Source organism: Micromonospora sp. NPDC023966, assembly GCF_040639095.1.
Classification (GTDB): domain Bacteria; phylum Actinomycetota; class Actinomycetes; order Mycobacteriales; family Micromonosporaceae; genus Micromonospora.
The window spans coordinates 102,254-118,536 of sequence record NZ_JBEZZJ010000004.1; the positions used below are offsets into that span (position 1 = coordinate 102,254).

The 16,283-nt window shown below is 75.6% G+C and carries 13 protein-coding genes; 9 read left to right on the forward strand and 4 right to left on the reverse strand.

Annotated features, from left to right (window positions below; all coding sequences use genetic code 11):
- The first annotated feature begins 73 nt into the window (after positions 1-73).
- Positions 74-1,471 carry a type VII secretion integral membrane protein EccD gene (gene eccD, locus AB0F68_RS08755; protein ID WP_357334055.1) on the forward strand — a complete coding sequence of 466 codons (1,398 nt, stop codon included), beginning with the start codon at positions 74-76 and terminating at the stop codon, positions 1,469-1,471.
- Between the two features lie 63 nt (positions 1,472-1,534).
- On the opposite strand, the gene AB0F68_RS08760 is transcribed toward eccD, so the two are convergent.
- On the reverse strand, positions 1,535-2,041 hold the full coding sequence (locus tag AB0F68_RS08760; protein WP_091266984.1) for an inorganic diphosphatase: 507 nt from the start codon (positions 2,039-2,041) through the stop codon (positions 1,535-1,537).
- Between the two features lie 630 nt (positions 2,042-2,671).
- Between AB0F68_RS08760 and dacB the strand changes: the two genes are divergently transcribed.
- The 4 genes from dacB (at position 2,672) to AB0F68_RS08780 (ending at position 7,988) form a co-directional block, all read left to right on the forward strand.
- Positions 2,672-4,180, forward strand: coding sequence for a D-alanyl-D-alanine carboxypeptidase/D-alanyl-D-alanine-endopeptidase (dacB, locus tag AB0F68_RS08765; protein WP_357334715.1), 1,509 nt, complete (start codon positions 2,672-2,674; stop codon positions 4,178-4,180).
- 80 nt (positions 4,181-4,260) lie between these two features.
- A complete protein-coding gene (locus tag AB0F68_RS08770; RefSeq protein ID WP_357334058.1) occupies positions 4,261-5,331 on the forward strand; it encodes a zinc-dependent metalloprotease in 1,071 nt (356 codons plus the stop codon).
- Between the two features lies 1 nt (position 5,332).
- A complete protein-coding gene (gene tilS, locus AB0F68_RS08775) occupies positions 5,333-6,313 on the forward strand; it encodes a tRNA lysidine(34) synthetase TilS (protein ID WP_357334060.1) in 981 nt (326 codons plus the stop codon).
- Between the two features lie 46 nt (positions 6,314-6,359).
- Positions 6,360-7,988: a gamma-glutamyltransferase family protein gene (locus AB0F68_RS08780; protein WP_357334062.1), complete on the forward strand. Its 1,629-nt coding sequence runs from the start codon at positions 6,360-6,362 to the stop codon at positions 7,986-7,988.
- Here the strand turns inward: AB0F68_RS08780 and AB0F68_RS08785 are convergent, their stop codons facing one another.
- Complete coding sequence (locus tag AB0F68_RS08785) at positions 7,989-8,951, reverse strand: helix-turn-helix domain-containing protein (protein ID WP_357334065.1); 963 nt, start codon at positions 8,949-8,951, stop codon at positions 7,989-7,991.
- A 150-nt stretch (positions 8,952-9,101) separates the two neighbouring features.
- On the opposite strand from AB0F68_RS08785, the gene AB0F68_RS08790 reads away from it, so the two are divergent.
- The 4 genes from AB0F68_RS08790 (at position 9,102) to folE (ending at position 13,000) form a co-directional block, all read left to right on the forward strand.
- Positions 9,102-9,239, forward strand: coding sequence for a hypothetical protein (locus AB0F68_RS08790; RefSeq protein WP_192579893.1), 138 nt, complete (start codon positions 9,102-9,104; stop codon positions 9,237-9,239).
- 99 nt (positions 9,240-9,338) lie between these two features.
- A complete protein-coding gene (gene hpt / locus AB0F68_RS08795; RefSeq protein WP_151463854.1) occupies positions 9,339-9,914 on the forward strand; it encodes a hypoxanthine phosphoribosyltransferase in 576 nt (191 codons plus the stop codon).
- Positions 9,915-10,292: 378 nt separating this feature from the next.
- Positions 10,293-12,302: an ATP-dependent zinc metalloprotease FtsH gene (gene ftsH, locus AB0F68_RS08800; protein WP_357334720.1), complete on the forward strand. Its 2,010-nt coding sequence runs from the start codon at positions 10,293-10,295 to the stop codon at positions 12,300-12,302.
- Positions 12,303-12,337: 35 nt separating this feature from the next.
- Positions 12,338-13,000 carry a GTP cyclohydrolase I FolE gene (gene folE / locus AB0F68_RS08805; protein ID WP_357334723.1) on the forward strand — a complete coding sequence of 221 codons (663 nt, stop codon included), beginning with the start codon at positions 12,338-12,340 and terminating at the stop codon, positions 12,998-13,000.
- 54 nt (positions 13,001-13,054) lie between these two features.
- Here folE and AB0F68_RS08810 read toward each other — a convergent pair whose 3' ends face one another.
- A complete protein-coding gene (locus AB0F68_RS08810) occupies positions 13,055-13,756 on the reverse strand; it encodes a hypothetical protein (RefSeq protein ID WP_357334068.1) in 702 nt (233 codons plus the stop codon).
- Positions 13,753-16,269: an FtsK/SpoIIIE domain-containing protein gene (locus AB0F68_RS08815; RefSeq protein WP_357334071.1), complete on the reverse strand. Its 2,517-nt coding sequence runs from the start codon at positions 16,267-16,269 to the stop codon at positions 13,753-13,755. The genes AB0F68_RS08810 and AB0F68_RS08815 overlap by 4 nt, the downstream gene beginning before the upstream one ends.
- Positions 16,270-16,283: the final 14 nt, after the last annotated feature.

Sequence of the window (16,283 nt, forward strand, 5' to 3'; positions counted from 1 at the left end):
CGAGCCTGGCTCATCGTAGGTAAAGTCCACTCGTCCGTCAGCCACCGTTCCCGCTCGATATGGAGAAACATCGATGACAAGCGGGCTGGCCCGGGTCACGATCAGCGCCCCCCGGCGGCGGGTCGACGTGGCCCTGCCGGAGCAGGTCCCCCTCGCCGAGCTGCTGCCCGAGGTGCTCCGGCACGCCGGGGAGGGGCTGGCCGACGACGGCGAACGGCACGGCGGCTGGGTGCTGCGGCGGACCGACGGCGCGGTGCTGGCCACCGCGCAGGCGCTGCTGCCCCAGGGCGTCCGCGACGGCGAGGTGCTGCACCTCGTCCCGGCCCGCGCCCAGTGGCCCGAACTGGAATACGACGACGTGGTCGAGGCGATCGCCGACGGGGCCCGCCGCCGGGGCGCCGCCTGGTCGGCCGGGGCCACCCGGGCAGCCGCCCTGGCCGGCGCGGGCGTGCCGCTGGCCGTCGGGCTGCTCGCCGTGCTCGCCGCCGGTCCGGGGCCGGGCAGCGGCTGGCCGGTCGCCGCCACGGTCGCCCTGCTCCTGGTCCTCGCCGCCACCGCCGCCTCCCGGGCCTACGGCGACGGGCCGGTCGGCGCCACCCTCGGCGGGTACGCGCTGCCCTGGGCCGCCGCGGCCGGCGCCCTGGCGGTCGGCACCGGCGACCCGGTCGGCCCGCTCGGGCCGTTGCGCTGGGTCGGCGCGCCCGAACTCCTCGCCGGCTCGGTGGCGCTGCTGCTGGTGTCGGTGCTCGGCCTGCTCGGGGTGGCCAGCCGGTCCCGGGTCTTCCTGGCCGGCGCGACCACCGGCGCGGCCGGCGCGGCGGCCGGCCTCGGCGGGCTGCTCCTCGACCCGGCCGGCACCGCCGCCGTGCTGCTCTGCGCGCTGGTCTTCGCGCTGGGCGGGCTGCCGCTGCTGGCCATCCGGCTCGGCAAGGTGCCGCTGCCACCGATCACCCTGCCCGCCCCGGCAGGCGGCCCGCCCGGCGTCCGTGACCTGCCCGACCGGGGCCGGGTGCACGCGGCCGTGGCCCGCACCGAGGAGATGCTGACCGGGATGCTGCTCGGGCACGCGGTGCTGGCCGTCGCGGCCACCGCGGTGCTCGCCACCACCGGCGGGACCGCCGGTCGGCTGCTGGTGGCGGTCGGCTGCGGGGTGCTGCTGCTGCGCTCCCGGCTCTTCGTGGCGGTCCGCCACCGGGTGCCCGCCGTCGCCGCCGGGCTGACCGGGTACGCCCTGCTCGGCGCGGTGCTCGCCGACCGGGCCGGCCCGGCCGGCCGGCTGGCGCTGACCGTGGGCGGGCTGGCCCTGGTCCTGGTCGCCGTCGCGGCCGGCGCCACGTACGCCCGGCGACCGGTCTCCCCGTACCTCGGTCGGCTGGCCGACCTGACCGACACGGCGCTGGTGGTGGCGGTGGTCCCGGTGGCCTGCGCGGTGCTCGACCTCTACGACCGGGCCCGCGGCCTGCTCGGCTGACCGGCACGCACGCGGGCCCGGGTCGCTCCGTGGAGCGGCCCGGGCCCGTCGGCGCGGATCAGGTCAGTGCAGGGTCTCGCCGCGCTCGGCGGCCTCCTTGGCGCGCTGGTACGAGGCCACGATCTCGGCCTCCGCCTCGGTGCGACCCACCCAGGTCGCGCCCTCGACCGACTTGCCCGGCTCCAGGTCCTTGTAGACCTCGAAGAAGTGCTGGATCTCCAGCCGGTCGAACTCGCCCAGGTGGTGGATGTCCCGCAGGTGCTCCTGACGCGGGTCCTCGTAGGGCACGCAGAGGACCTTGTCGTCGCCGCCCTTCTCGTCGGTCATCCGGAACATGCCGATGGTGCGGCAGCGGATCAGGCAGCCCGGGAAGGTGGGCTCGGGCACCAGCACCAGCGCGTCCAGCGGGTCGCCGTCCTCGCCGAGGGTGCCCTCGATGAAGCCGTAGTCGGCCGGGTACTGGGTGGAGGTGAAGAGAGTGCGGTCCAGCCGGATCCGGCCGGTCGCGTGGTCCACCTCGTACTTGTTGCGGTGACCCTTGGGGATCTCAACCGTGACGTCGAAATCCATCTCCCACGCTCCCTCGTTTGCCCACGCTGGCTAACGGAAACCAGTGGCGCCGCCCACCGGACGGGGTGAACGCCCCCCGCCGGCTCCGGCCGCCGCATAGTGTTCGGACCGAAGTAGTGTCACCCAAGGCGCTTTTGAGCGGGGGAGGAGGGGGTCGTGGGGAGGGAAGATTCACACTACCGCCCCGAAGGGGTTGACGGGCGCGGGTCCGCCACTTCCGGTCCCGGCGGGGCCACCGGCCGCGTCTCGGTCCCCGGCACCAACCCCGCCCACCGCCCCGGGCCGGCCGCCGGGTCCGCCCCGGTCGGCCGCGCCAACCCCGGGGAGTACGGCCACCCCCGGCCCGCCGACCACGGCCGCGCCGCCCCGCGCGAGTACGGCCACGCGGCGCCCCGGGACTACGGCCACGCGGCGCCCCGGGACTACGGTCACGCGGCGCCGCGGGACTACGGCCACGCGGCGCCCCGGGACCACGGTAACGCCGCGCCGCGGGACTACGGCCACGCCGATCCCCGGCAGTACGGCCACGCCGGCCCGCGGGACTACGGGCAGGCCGACCCGCGGCACCACGGCCCGGGCCCGGCCGCGCCGGTGAGCTGGCCCGGCTACGACGCGCCCGGATCCATCCCGGTGAGCCCGCCCGTCCCGCCGGTCGGCGCCGCCCCGCTCCCGCCGCCGCCTCCGCCGTCCCGTCGACGCCGGCTCCCGCTGGTCGCGGTGCTGGCCACCGTACTGATCGTCGCCCTGGCCGCGGTCGGCCTGGCCGTGGTCCGCCCCGGCCCGGTGGCCGGCTGGCTGGGCGGCGAGGACAGCCCGACCGCGGCCGCGCAGTCGTCCGAGCCCGCCCCGCCCGCCGTGCTGGCCGGCGCGGACGGCAACGCCCCGCTGCCCACCCCCGACGGGGTACGCGCCGCGCTCGAACCCCTGGTCCGCGCCGCCGCGCTCGGTGAGCGGGTGAACGTGTCGGTGGCCGACGTGACCACCGGCGAGGCCCTCTACGGCAGCGGGCAGGACACCCCGACCGTGCCCGCCTCGGTGACCAAGCTGGCCACCGGGGTCGCCGTGCTGGCGGCCCGCGGTCCGGCGTACCGGATCCCCACCCGGGCGGTGGCCGGCGCGGCCCCCGGCGAGGTGGTCCTGGTGGGCGGCGGCGACCCGACCCTCGCCGTCGACAAGAACGGTTTCTACCCGGGCGCGGCCCGACTGGACGACCTCGCGGCCCAGGTGCGCAAGGCGCTCGGCGGCACCGCCCCGACCAAGGTCACCGTCGACTCGTCCCTGTTCAGCGGCCCGGTCTACGAGCCCGGCTGGGACGACGACATCCCCACCGGCGGGTTCGGCGCGGCCATCACCGCGCTGATGACCGACGGCGCGCGGCGGGACCCGGCGGAGGCCCGCCGGACCGAGGAGGCCATGAACCACGCCGCCGAGCGGGTGCCCCAGCCGGACCTGACCGCCGGCCGGCAGTTCGCCAAGCTCCTCGGGCTCTCCGGAACGGCCGCCGAGGTGAAGCGGGGCACCGCGCCCGCCGCCTCCGGCGCGACGGCGACCGGCACGCCCGCCCCCGGCGCCGAGCTGGGCAAGGTCCAGTCACTGCCGATGGTCCGCCTGGTCGACATCATGATCAGCGACAGCGACAACGTGATCGCCGAGGCGATGGCCCGGCAGGTCGCGCTCGCCAAGGGCAAGCCCGGCTCGTTCGCGGGCGGCGCGGCCGCCACCGACCAGGTGCTCGGCGAGCTGGGCCTGCCGGCCGACGAGATCAGCCTGGCCGACGGCAGCGGCCTGTCCCGCACCAACCGGATCAGCCCATCGCTGCTCACCGACCTCATCACGCTCGCCGGCAACGGCAGCCACCCCGACCTGGCCGCGATCTTCGGCGGCCTGCCGGTGGGCGGCTGGTCCGGCACCCTGGACGAGCGCTACCAGGCGGCGGTGACGAAGGCCGGTGCGGGCGTGGTGCGGGCGAAGACCGGGACGCTCAGCGGGGTGAACGCCATCGCCGGGCTGGTCACCACCACCGACGGCCGGCTGCTCACCTTCGCCGTCCTCACCGACCGCACGCCGGACACCCTCGACGAGACCCGGCAGGCCCTCGACCGGATCACCTCCGCGCTGGCCGGCTGCGGCTGCCGCTGACCGTCCCGCCCGCTGCGACCGGCGTCGATCGGCTGGCGCGAGCCCGGGTGGGGGTGTCGCGGCGCGGGTACGGTGGGTTCATGGCGCAGTTCGTGGACTGGGATCTGGCCGCCGCGACCGCGGGGGCGCTGGGCAAGTCGGGCCCCCGGGTGTCGTACGCCGAGGCCACCGACGTGGTGGGCGAGCTGCGCCGGCTGACCGAGGAGGCCGCCGGGCACGTCGCCAACTACACCGGTCTGCGCCCCCAGGTCACCCACCCGCCGGTCCGCGTGGTCGACCGCCGGGACTGGGCGGCCGCCAACATCGCCGGGCTGCGCGAGGTGATCACTCCGCTGGTGGATCGGCTCTCCGGCGACAAGCGCCCCGGGCCGCTCACCGAGGCGATCGGCTCCCGGCTCACCGGGGTGCAGGCCGGCACCGTGCTGGCGTACCTCTCCGGCCGGGTGCTCGGCCAGTACGAGGTCTTCGCCGGCGACCCCGGCCAGCTCCTGCTGGTCGCCCCGAACATCGTCGAGGTGGAGCGGAAGCTGGGGGCCGACCCGCGAGACTTCCGCCTCTGGGTCTGCCTGCACGAGGTGACCCACCGGACCCAGTTCACCGCCGTGCCGTGGATGCGGGCCTACTTCCTCAGCGAGGTGCAGGCGTTCGTCGACGCGTCACAGGGCGGCGAGCACGTGCTGGAGCGGCTGCGCCGCGGGGTGGCCACGCTCTCCGACGCGGTGAAGGACCCGAACAGCCGGGCCAGCGTGCTGGACATCGTGCAGACCCCGGCGCAGCGTGCCGTGCTGGACCGGCTCACCGCGCTGATGACCCTGCTGGAGGGGCACGCCGAGTTCGTCATGGACGGCGTCGGCCCGCAGGTCATCCCCAGCGTCGAGTCGATCCGGGCAGCGTTCAACCGCCGCCGCGAGTCCGGCAACCCGCTGGAGAAGGCGATCCGCCGGATCCTCGGCATCGAGGTCAAGATGCGCCAGTACGCCGAGGGCCGCAAGTTCGTGCACGGCGTGGTGGACCGGGTCGGCATGGCCGGTTTCAACAAGATCTTCTCCTCGCCGCTCACCCTGCCCCGCCTGGACGAGCTGGGTGACCCGGACGCCTGGGTGGCCCGGGTGCACGGCGGCCCGGCGAACGTGCCCCCGGCCGCCGGCTGAGTTGGCGGCGCTTCCCCCGCCGGTCGCCGCCGTCCGGCTCGCCGTACGCCGGGCGTTGACCGGGCTGCCCGGGGCCGGGCCGGTGCTGGTGGCCTGCTCCGGCGGCGCCGACTCGCTCGCCCTGGCCGCCGCCACCGCCTTCGTGGCGCCCCGCCTCGACCGCCGGGCCGGCCTGGTGACCGTGGACCACGGCCTGCAAGCCGGCTCGGCCGAGCGCGCCGAACGGGTGGCCCGGTGGGCGGCCGAGGCCGGTTTCGACCCGATCGAGGTGGTCCCGGTGACCGTCGCCGGCCGTCCCGGCGGCCCGGAGGCGGCCGCCCGCGAGGCCCGGTACGCCGCCCTGGTCGCCGCCGCCCGCCGGCACGACGCGGCCGCGGTGCTGCTCGGGCACACCCGCGACGACCAGGCCGAGACGGTGCTGCTCGCGCTGGCCCGGGGGGCCGGCCCGCGAGGGCTGTCCGGCATGCCGCCCCACCGCGAGCTGGACGGGGTGCCCCTGCTGCGCCCGCTGCTCGACGTCGCCCGCGTCGACACCCGCGAAGCGTGCGCCGCGCTCGGCCTCACGCCCTGGGAGGACCCGCACAACGCCGACCCCGCGTACGCCCGGTCCCGGGTCCGCGCCGACGTGCTGCCGGCCCTGGTCGAGGCGCTCGGCCCCGGGGTGGTGGACAACCTGGCCCGGACCGCCCGCCTGCTGGCCGCCGACGCCGCCGCCCTGGACGACCTCGCCGCCACCGCGCTCGCCGAGATCCGGGCCGCCGAGGGCGGGCTCTCGGTCGCCGGCCTGGCGGCACTGCCGGCGGCGGTACGCACCCGGGTGCTGCACGCCTGGGCCCGGGAGCTGGGCGCGCCGCCGGCCGCCCTGTCGCACCGGCACGTGGCGGCGCTGGACGCCCTGGTCACCGACTGGCACGGGCAGGGCCCCGCGCACCTGCCCGGGGGCCTCCCGGTCCGCCGCCACGCCGGCCGTCTCACCACCTGATCCACCAGGGGTCGCCGGGAGCCGCCGGAGGCGGTAGACAGGGCGCATGGCGTACCCCCGACAGCCGCTGCTGGCCCCCCACGGTGCGGTCGCGACCAGCCAGCCGCTCGCGGCGGCCGCCGGCCTGGCCGTCCTGCGACGCGGCGGCAACGCCGTCGACGCGGCGCTGGCCACCGCGATCACCCTGACCGTGGTGCAGCCGCCCTCGAACGACATCGGCGGCGACCTGTTCGCCATCGTCTGGGACGGCGAGCGGCTGCACGGGTTGAACGCCTCCGGCCGTTCCCCGGCGGCGCTGACCCGGGAGCTGGTGCTGGCCGCGACCGGCCGGCGCGGCGCGGCGGCGGTCGAGGCGCTCGGCGGGGCGCAGGGCGCGGGGCCCGCCGTGCCGGCCCGGGGCTGGCTGCCGGTGACCGTGCCGGGCGCCCCCGCCGGCTGGCGGGACCTGCACGAGCGGTTCGGCTCGCTGCCCTTCGCCGACCTGTTCGCCGACGCCATCGGCTACGCCGAGCGCGGCTATCCGGTGGCCCCGGGCACGGCGGCCGCCTGGGCGCGCGGGGTTGCCGCGCACGACGGGCTGGCCGGGCCGGAGTACGCCGAGTTCCGCCGGGTGTTCACCCTGGGCGGTCGGGCGCCGCGGCCGGGGGAGTGGTGGCGCAACCCGGACGCGGCCGGCACGCTGCGGCGGATCGCGGAGAGCGGGGCGGCGGACTTCTACCGGGGGCGGATCGCGGCGGCGATCGACGACCACGCGGCCCGCACCGGTGGCTTCCTCACCGGCGACGACCTGGCCCGGCACGCCTCGACCTGGGTCGACCCGGTCCCGGTGCGTTACCGGGGGCACGAGGTGTGGGAGTTGCCGCCCAACGGGCAGGGGATCGCCGCGCTGCTGGCGCTCCAGGTGCTCGACGGGGTGGACCTGGCCGCGCTGTCGCCGGAGGAGCGGCTGCACTGGCAGATCGAGGCGGTGAAGCTCGGCTTCGCCGACGCGCACGCCCACGTGGCCGATCCGGAGCGAGTCGAGGTGCCGACGGCGGCGCTGCTCGACCCGGCGTACGCGGCGGCCCGCCGGGCGCTGGTCACCGAGCGGGCGGGCGACCCGGTCGCCGGGGAGCCGGAGCGCGGCGGCACCGTCTACCTCTGCACCGCCGACGCCGGCGGCATGATGGTCAGCCTGATCCAGTCGACCTACCTGGCGTTCGGCTCGCACGTGGTGGTCCCCGGGCACGGCTTCGCGTTGCAGAACCGCGGCCTCGGATTCCGCCTCGACCCCGACCACCCGAACGTGGTGGGGCCGGCGAAGCGGCCGTACCACACGATCATCCCGGGCTTCCTGACCCGGGACGGCGCCCCGGTCGGACCGTTCGGGGTGATGGGCGGGCACATGCAGCCGCAGGGGCACGTGCAGCTCGTCTCGGCCACCATCGACGCCGGGCGCGACCCGCAGGCGGCTCTCGACGCCCCGCGCTGGTACTGGCACGCGGGCCGGACGCTGCTGGTCGAGCCGGAACTCGACCCCGCGCTGGTCGCGGGGTTGCGGTCGCGCGGGCACGAGATCACCGTCGCGGCCGAGCCGTCGGTCTTCGGGTACGGCCAGGCGATCTGGCGGGCGCCCGGTGGCGGGTACGTGGCCGGGTCGGAGTCCCGGGTCGACGGGGCGATGCTGGGCTGGTGATCAGGCGTCGACCCGCTCCCGGAAGGTGGTCCGGTAGGCGTGCGGGGTGGTGCCGACCCGGCGGGTGAAGTGGTGCCGCAGCGCCGCCGCGTCGCCGAAGCCGGCCTGGTCGGCGACGGTCTCCACGCTCAGCCGGGTCTCCTCCAGCAGCCGCCGGGCCAGCAGCACCCGCTGGTTGGTCAGCCAGTCGTGGGGGGTGGTGCCGGTCTCGGCGCGGAACCGCCGGGCGAAGGTCCGCGCCGCCATCCCGGCCCGGGCAGCCAACTCGTCCACGGTCACCGTCCGGTCCAGGTGCCCCATGAGCCACCCCAGCACCGGCTCGAGGGTGGGCGCCTCGGGCGCCCTGGGGATGGGCGCCTCGACGTACTGGGACTGGCCGCCGTCGCGGTGCGGCGGGACGACCATCCGGCGGGCCAGCCGGGTGGCCGTGGCCGAGCCGTGTTCCTGGCGGACCAGGTGCAGGCAGGCGTCGATCCCGGCGGCGGTGCCGGCGCTGGTGAGCAGCCGCCCGTCCTGCACGTAGAGCGAATTGCAGTGCACCCGGGCCGCCGGGAACCGCTCCTGGAGGTCGTCGACGTGCCGCCAGTGGGTGGTGCAGTCGCGCCCGTCGAGCAGCCCCGCCTCACCGAGCACGAACGCCCCGGAGCAGACGCTGAGCAGCCAGGCGCCGCGGTCGGCCGCGCGGCGCAGCGCGGCCAGCACCGACGCGGGGACCGGCGTGGTCCCGTCGCCGTGGGCGGGCACGGCCACCAGGTCGGCGTCGTCGACCGCAGTCAGGTCGGCGGTCGGGGTGAGCAGGAAGCCGGAGCGGGTGCGGACCGGCCCGCCGTCGACGGTGCAGACGTCGAACCGGTAGCCGGGGAAGCCGTCGGCGGTGCGGTCGGTGCCGAACACCTCCGCGACGACACCGAGCTCGAACGCGGCGACCTCTTGCAGGGCGACGACGGCGACAGTACGAAGCATGTGACGAGGGTAACCCCAGAGGTGGCAGGAAATCGAGGCTCAGTGGCATCCCTGCCACTGTCCGAACTGCACGGCGGGTCGCAAACTTGATGGTGTCCGGTGCGCACCGGCGGCGAAAACCACATCAACCACGCGAAAGCGAGCGCCGCCATGACCGTTCTGCTGCTCCTGCTCTTCCTGCTCCTCCTCGTAGGCGCCAGCGCCTTCGGGCTGACCGCCGACACCCGGGACTCGGCCGACTGGAAGCCGACCGACGACGGCCGGCGCTGGCGCTCGCGCACCTGCTGACGTGATTTGCTCCATCTGCGCCGTTAATCCCCGGCGGGACCGCGCCAAAAGGGGCGGCCCCGCCGACGGAGGCCATCCGGCGTACGGCAGGCTAGGAGCATGGCTGACGGCTCCTGGTACGACGCCGACATCGACCACGTGATCATCTCCGAGGCGCAGATCCGCGAGAAGACCGCGGAACTGGCCAAGCAGGTCTCGGCGGACTACGCGCACGTCGAGAACGGTCTCCTGCTCGTCTGCGTGCTCAAGGGCGCGGTCATGTTCATGGCCGACTTCGCCCGCGCGCTGGGCCGCCAGGGCCCGCCCGCCGAGCTGGACTTCATGGCCATCTCCTCGTACGGCCAGGGCACCACCTCCTCCGGCGTGGTGCGGATCCTCAAGGACCTGGACCGTGACATCGCCGGCCGGCACGTGGTGGTCGTCGAGGACATCGTCGACTCCGGTCTGACCCTCTCCTGGCTCCTGCGCTACCTCGAGTCGCGCTCCGCGGCCAGCGTCGAGGTGGTCGCCCTGTTCCGCAAACCGGACGCGGTCAAGGTGCCGGTCCCGGTGAAGTACGTCGGCTTCGACATCCCGACCGAGTTCGTGGTCGGCTACGGCCTCGACTTCGGCGAGCGCTACCGCGAGGTGCCCTACGTCGGCGTGCTCAAGCCCGAGGTCTACGCCCGGGCCTGACCCGGTCGCCCGGCCGGTCGTCAGCCGACGTTCAGCGGGCTCTCAGCCTTCCGGTCTACGGTAGAGGCCGGTGACGTGGAGGCACTCTCCACGCCCGACCCCTCGAACCGCGTGACCGGGCGGCCGGGTGGCCGGGTGGGGAGCTCCCCGCCACGCCGGCTCAAACCCGGGTTCGCCGTACGCGTAAGTGCCGGGCTCGCAAGCTCGCATCTGGCACGAACGGTGTACCGTCGAATGACCGCGGCGCGGCAGTTGGCGCGCCTCGGGGTCGGGGCCGGCCCGCACGGCGGCCGCGGCCGCCGCCCGAGGCGGCGACACCATTCAGACGGTCAGGACGTCGATCAGGAGGATGCGGGCGCTTCGGTGCCCGACAACAGTATGGAACGTACGCGTTTCTTCCGCCGACCGGTGGTCTGGATCATCCTGGTCATCCTCGGCGCCGTTGTGCTCAGTCAACTTTTCACGGCTGGCCCCAGCTACCACCGCGTGGACACGTCGGTGGCGCTCGACCAGCTCCACACCGCGAAGATCAACAAGGCGGTCTTCCAGGACAAGGAGCAGACGCTCCAGCTCGACCTGGCCCAGAAGACGAAGTTCGGCGACACCACCACCGACCGGATCGAGGCCCAGTTCCCCTACGAGGTGGGCAGCCAGGTCTGGAACGACGTTCTCAAGGCCAAGGCGGAGAACCGGGTCACCGGCCCGGCCGACACCAAGGTCTCCTCGGACAGCATCTGGGTGAGCCTGCTGGTCAACCTGCTGCCCATCGCGCTGCTCGTGCTCCTGCTGCTGTTCTTCATGTCGCAGATGCAGGGCGGCGGCTCGCGGGTGCTCAACTTCGGCAAGTCCAAGGCGAAGATGATCACCAAGGACACGCCGAAGACCACCTTCGCGGACGTGGCCGGGGCGGACGAGGCCGTCGAGGAACTGCACGAGATCAAGGACTTCCTGCAGAACCCGGCGAAGTACCAGGCCCTGGGCGCCAAGATCCCGAAGGGCGTGCTGCTCTTCGGCCCGCCCGGTACCGGTAAGACCCTGCTGGCCCGGGCGGTCGCCGGCGAGGCCGGCGTGCCGTTCTACTCCATCTCCGGCTCGGACTTCGTGGAGATGTTCGTCGGTGTCGGCGCCAGCCGGGTCCGCGACCTCTTCGAGCAGGCCAAGTCGAACGCGCCGGCGATCGTCTTCGTCGACGAGATCGACGCCGTCGGCCGGCACCGTGGCGCCGGCATGGGCGGCGGCCACGACGAGCGGGAGCAGACCCTCAACCAGCTGCTGGTCGAGATGGACGGCTTCGACACCAAGGGCGGGGTCATCCTGATCGCCGCCACCAACCGGCCCGACATCCTCGACCCGGCGCTGCTGCGCCCGGGCCGCTTCGACCGGCAGATCCCGGTCGACGCCCCCGACATGGAGGGCCGCAAGGCCATCCTGCGGGTGCACGCCAAGGGCAAGCCGTTCACGCCCGACGTCGACCTCGACTCGGTCGCCCGGCGGACCCCCGGCTTCAGCGGCGCCGACCTGGCCAACGTGATCAACGAGTCCGCGCTGCTCACCGCCCGCAAGGACCAGCGGGCGATCACCAACGACTCCCTGGAGGAGTCGATCGACCGGGTGATCGCCGGTCCGCAGCGGCGGACCCGGGTGATGAGCGACCAGGAGAAGAAGATCACCGCGTACCACGAGGGTGGGCACGCGCTGGTCGCCTGGGCGCTGCCGCACGCCGCGCCGGTGCACAAGGTGACCATCCTGTCCCGGGGCCGGTCGCTGGGCCACACCCTGGTCCTGCCGACCGAGGACAAGTACACCCAGACCCGGGCCGAGATGATCGACACCCTGGCGTACGCGCTGGGTGGCCGGGCCGCCGAGGAACTCGTCTTCCACGAGCCCACCACCGGCGCCGGCAACGACATCGAGAAGGCCACCCAGTTGGCCCGCGCGATGATCACCCAGTACGGCATGAGCTCCAAGCTCGGCGCGATCAAGTACGGCACCAGCGGGGACGAGCCGTTCCTCGGCCGCAACATGGGCCACGAGCGGGACTACTCCGACGCGGTGGCCGCCGAGATCGACGGCGAGATGCGGGCGCTGATCGAGCTCGCGCACGACGAGGCCTGGGAGATCCTGGTGGAATACCGGGACGTCCTCGACAACATCGTGCTCGAGCTGATGGAGAAGGAGACCCTCTCCACGGCCGACATGGCCCGTATCTGCGCCCGGGTGGCGAAGCGCCCGCCGATGGCCCCCTACCACGGCTTCGGCAAGCGTCAGCCCTCCACCGAGCCGCCCGTGCTCACCCCCGCCGAGAAGGAGACCCTCAAGGCGCAGGCCCAGGCCGACGGCGCCGCGGTCGGCGGGTCCCCCTCGAACAACTCGGACGGTACGCACTGAGCACCGACCCGACGGCCAGCTCCCACGACCGGGGGCTGGCCGTCTCCGCGACCGAGCCCGAAGACGACGCGCTCGACTACGTCGCCGCCCGCCTGATCAGCGGCAAGCTCACCGGCCGGCCGGTGGAGGAGAGCGTCGACCTGGGCCGCATCGAGAAGGCGGTCCGGGAGATCCTCGTCGCCGTCGGCGAGGACCCGGACCGCGACGGCCTCCAGCAGACGCCGGCCCGGGTCGCTCGCGCGTACGCCGAGCTCTTCGCCGGCCTGCGGGTCGATCCGGCGCAGGTGCTCAGCACCACCTTCGAGGCCAACCACGAGGAGCTGGTGCTCGTCCGGGACATCGACGTGATGAGCCTCTGCGAGCACCACCTGCTCCCGTTCCGGGGCAGCGCGCACATCGGCTACATCCCGGGGCCGGACGGCCGGATCACCGGCCTGTCCAAGCTGGCCCGGCTCGTCGAGGTGTTCGCCCGGCGTCCACAGGTGCAGGAGCGGCTCACCTCGCAGATCGCCGACCTGCTGATGGCCAAGCTGGCCCCGCGCGGCGTCGTGGTGGTGCTCCAGTGCGAGCACATGTGCATGGCGATGCGGGGCATCCAGAAGTCCGGCGCCCAGACCATCACCTCGGCGGTCCGGGGCACCCTCCAGCACGACGCCAAGTCGCGCGCCGAGGCGATGTCACTGATCATCCCGCGCTGACCGCAGCGAAACAGGGCCCTTCCCGCCGGGAGGGGCCCTGTGCCGTGTCCGGGCTCAGTCGGCCAGCATGGCCAGCAGCAGGCCGGCCGCGGTCAGCACCGCCGGGACCAGGCAGACCAGCGCGCCGAAGCGCGGCGTCCGGTCCACCCGGTCCACCGGGCGGGGCCGGAACAGCCGGCCCACCGCGAGCCAGCCCAGCATGAACGCGACCGTCGGCAGCGGCAGCCCCACCACCAGCGCGAGCACGGTCACCGGACCGGTGCCGGTGGCGAGGAAGAGCACGAGCTGGACCAGCGGCACCAGCAGCGCCAGCGGGCCGTAGATCAGCAGGTTGCGGGGGCGCGCCGGCCAGCGGGCCAGCCGGGGCAGGCCGCGCGCGGCGAGGCTGTCGTCCGCCGCGTCCGCCCAGCCCCGGGCGGTACGCAGGGCGGCCAGCACGGCCGCCGGTCCGGCCGCCATCGGCCGGGATGCCTCGGTCACCTCCGGGGGCGTGGGCACCAGCGAGATGGCCGGCACGCCCAGCTCCCGCAGCCGCGACTGCTGCGGGGCGAGCCGCTCGCGGACCGCGGTCAGCTCCTCCCGGGCCGCCGCCACCGACCGGGCCTGCTCGCTCGCCGCGGTCGCCGCGGCGCGGCGTACGCCGTCGAGCTGGCGGGCGGCGGCCACGTAGTCGGCCCAGGCCGCCCCGGCCGGGTCCACGTCGACCGTCGGGCCGCCGGACCGGGGCGCGGGCACCGCCGTACCGGTCTCGCTCATGGTGCTACCCCCTCGCCGAACGGGACCAGCACCGTCCCCTGCTCGCCGGGACCGTCCCAGAGCACCGCCCGGCCCGGGCGGGGCCGCCAGAGCACCGGCCGGTCGAAGAGCTGTTCCAGCCGGCCGCCGGGCACGTCGGTGACCACCACGGCGGTGAGCTTGTCCACCTCGCCCTCCGGGCCGAGCAGCCCGGCCAGCGGCGCCACGGTGCGCCACCAGCCGAGCAGGTGCCGGCCGGCCGGCGGCCCCTCCAGCAGCAGCGTGCGCAGCAGCTCGGGCGGCAGTTCGGCGGCGTCCGGTACGTCCAGCCCGAACACCACCAGGTAGCCCGGCTCGTCCGCCGCCACCGCCGCCCGCAACCCGGTCACGTCGACGGTCTCCACCCGGTGCCGCCCGGCCAGCTCGGCGGCGAGCACGCCAGCCGGCTCGGCCGACCCGTTGGCCAGCGGGGCGAGCACGAACCGCGCGGCGCCGGGGTGCGCCGCCGCGGCGCTGCGGACCGCGGTGACCAGCAGCCGCTCGGCCTCCTCGTCCCGGCCCAGCACGGCCAGGTTCCGGCCGGCGGCCGGCCCGAGCGGCACGGCCACCGTGGAGCGCCGGACGTCCACCGCCCGGCCGAGCAGCGCGGCCGGCGCGTGCGCCCGGCCGGCCAGCGCGGCCCGGTGCCGCGGGTCGTTGGCGAGCAACGGGCGGGCGAACCCGGCGAAGACCACCGGCGGGGCGGCCCCCTCGGGCCGGGCCGACCAGAGCCGGTGCCGCAGATCGGCGAGGACCGCCGGATCGTCGTGCGGGTCCGGGAACCGGATCAGTCGCTCGTGGCCCCGGGTCGCGCCGCGCGGGCCGCCCAACCCGCCGGCAGTGTTCACCACCGCGCTGCCCACCGGCAGACCGGCCGCCGCGTCGTTGGTCGGCTCGAGCACGGCCGAACCGCCGGGCAGCGCCACCCGGACCGGGAACTGGCCGAGCAGCGGGTCGCGCGGGCCGCCGATGCACAGGTCGCCCTCGCCGGCCAGGACCAGGTGGATCCCGTACGACCGGGCGGCGCGGGCCAGCCCGTCCAGCCGGGCCAGCAGGTCGGCGGCGAGCCGGTCCCGCTCGCGCAGCAGCAGCGGGAAGTTGTCGATCACACAGACGATCCGGGGCAGCGACTGGTGCTGACGCAGCTCGGCGTAGCGCTGCCCGCCGGCCCGCCGGGCCGCCTCCTCCCGGCGGCGTAACTCGCCCTCCAGCTCGCCGAGCAGGTCCGCCACATATTCGCGGTCGGCGGCCATCCCGGCGGCCCGGACCTGCGGCACCCAGGACCGGTCCCGCTCGGTCTGGAGGAACTCCACGAAGGACTCGCCGTCGTCGAGGTCGGCCAGGTAGAGGACCAGCTCGTCCGGGCCGTACCGGGCGGCCAGGCCGAAGAGCGCGTCGGTGAGGAACGCCGACCGCCCGGCCTGCGAGCGGCCGCTGACCAGCCAGTGCGGGGTCAGCTCGGTGAAGCCCAGGCCGACCGGCCGCCCGGCGGCGTCCCCGACCGTCGTGGTGAGCCCGTCGACCGAGCTCTCCGCCCAGGGCTCGCCCTCCGGCAGCAGGTCGGTGAGGGCGAGGCGGGAGCCGTCCTCGATCTGCCGGACCAGCCGCCGGCACACCCCGGCGATCAGTTCCTCGGGCGGATCCTCGTCGAGGAAGATCGGGCAGTTCAACCCGCCCGGCGGCTCCGCCCCGGGGCTGCTGAATCCGGCCGCCGGCGGGTCGCCGACCAGCGCGTACGCGGTGCGCACCGCCAGCGGAGTGGCCTGCGGCAGCGGCGCACGGTCGGGCCAGCCGGCCACCACCAGGTGCAGCCCGGCCCGGGGACCCCGGGCGGCCAGCTCGGCGAGCCGGTCGAGATCGGACGGTGCGGCCCCGTCGGGCAGGGCGGCCACCACCAGCAGCAGCGTACGGTCGTGCCCGCGCTGGCGGGCGGTGCCGGCGGCCACCCACTGCTCGGCCTCGGCAAGCACCGCCCGGAGCCCGGGCAGGTCGGTGGCGGGCGGCGGCAGCAGGCCCGCGTCGGCCAGCGCCACGTAGCCGGCGAAGGTGGCGGCCGGGCCGCCGTCGACCGCGCGGGCCAGCAGGGCGCCGGCCGGGCTGGCCGCGAAGAGCCGCAGCAGCAGGGCCCGGAGCAGCCCGGCAACCCGCGGGTCGCCGGCGTCGGCGTCGATGCTCAGATGTCCACTGGCGAGCAGCGGCACCAGCGCGGGGAACCGGGCGTCGTCCAGCGGCGCGGCGGTGCCGACCCGGACGAAGGCGGGTGGGCCGTCCCCGGGCGGGGTCGTCGGGGCCAGTGTCTCCAGCGCGTCGCCGGCCCAGCCGGGCGCGGCGAGCGCCGCCGCGGCCCGGAGCCGCTCGGCCAGCTCGTACTGCCGGTGGTGGTCGGCGGGCGCGGGCCGGATCTCGTCGAGGATCCCGGCCGCCGCGGTCGCGGTGGCCTCGGCCCTGCGGTGCAGCGCGGCGGCCCGGCCGGCGCGGGCCTTCGGACTCGCCACCCGTCCACCTCTCT

Excerpts from the sequence above, each read along its gene's own strand:
- eccD (WP_357334055.1), top strand. The coding sequence starts at position 74 with ATGACAAGCGGGCTGGCCCGGGTCACGATCAGCGCCCCCCGGCGGCGG.
- AB0F68_RS08760 (WP_091266984.1), bottom strand. The coding sequence starts at position 2,041 with ATGGATTTCGACGTCACGGTTGAGATCCCCAAGGGTCACCGCAACAAG.
- AB0F68_RS08770 (WP_357334058.1), top strand. The coding sequence starts at position 4,261 with ATGGCGCAGTTCGTGGACTGGGATCTGGCCGCCGCGACCGCGGGGGCG.
- AB0F68_RS08780 (WP_357334062.1), top strand. The coding sequence starts at position 6,360 with ATGGCGTACCCCCGACAGCCGCTGCTGGCCCCCCACGGTGCGGTCGCG.
- AB0F68_RS08785 (WP_357334065.1), bottom strand. The coding sequence starts at position 8,951 with ATGCTTCGTACTGTCGCCGTCGTCGCCCTGCAAGAGGTCGCCGCGTTC.
- AB0F68_RS08790 (WP_192579893.1), top strand. The coding sequence starts at position 9,102 with ATGACCGTTCTGCTGCTCCTGCTCTTCCTGCTCCTCCTCGTAGGCGCC.
- hpt (WP_151463854.1), top strand. The coding sequence starts at position 9,339 with ATGGCTGACGGCTCCTGGTACGACGCCGACATCGACCACGTGATCATC.
- ftsH (WP_357334720.1), top strand. The coding sequence starts at position 10,293 with ATGGAACGTACGCGTTTCTTCCGCCGACCGGTGGTCTGGATCATCCTG.
- AB0F68_RS08810 (WP_357334068.1), bottom strand. The coding sequence starts at position 13,756 with ATGAGCGAGACCGGTACGGCGGTGCCCGCGCCCCGGTCCGGCGGCCCG.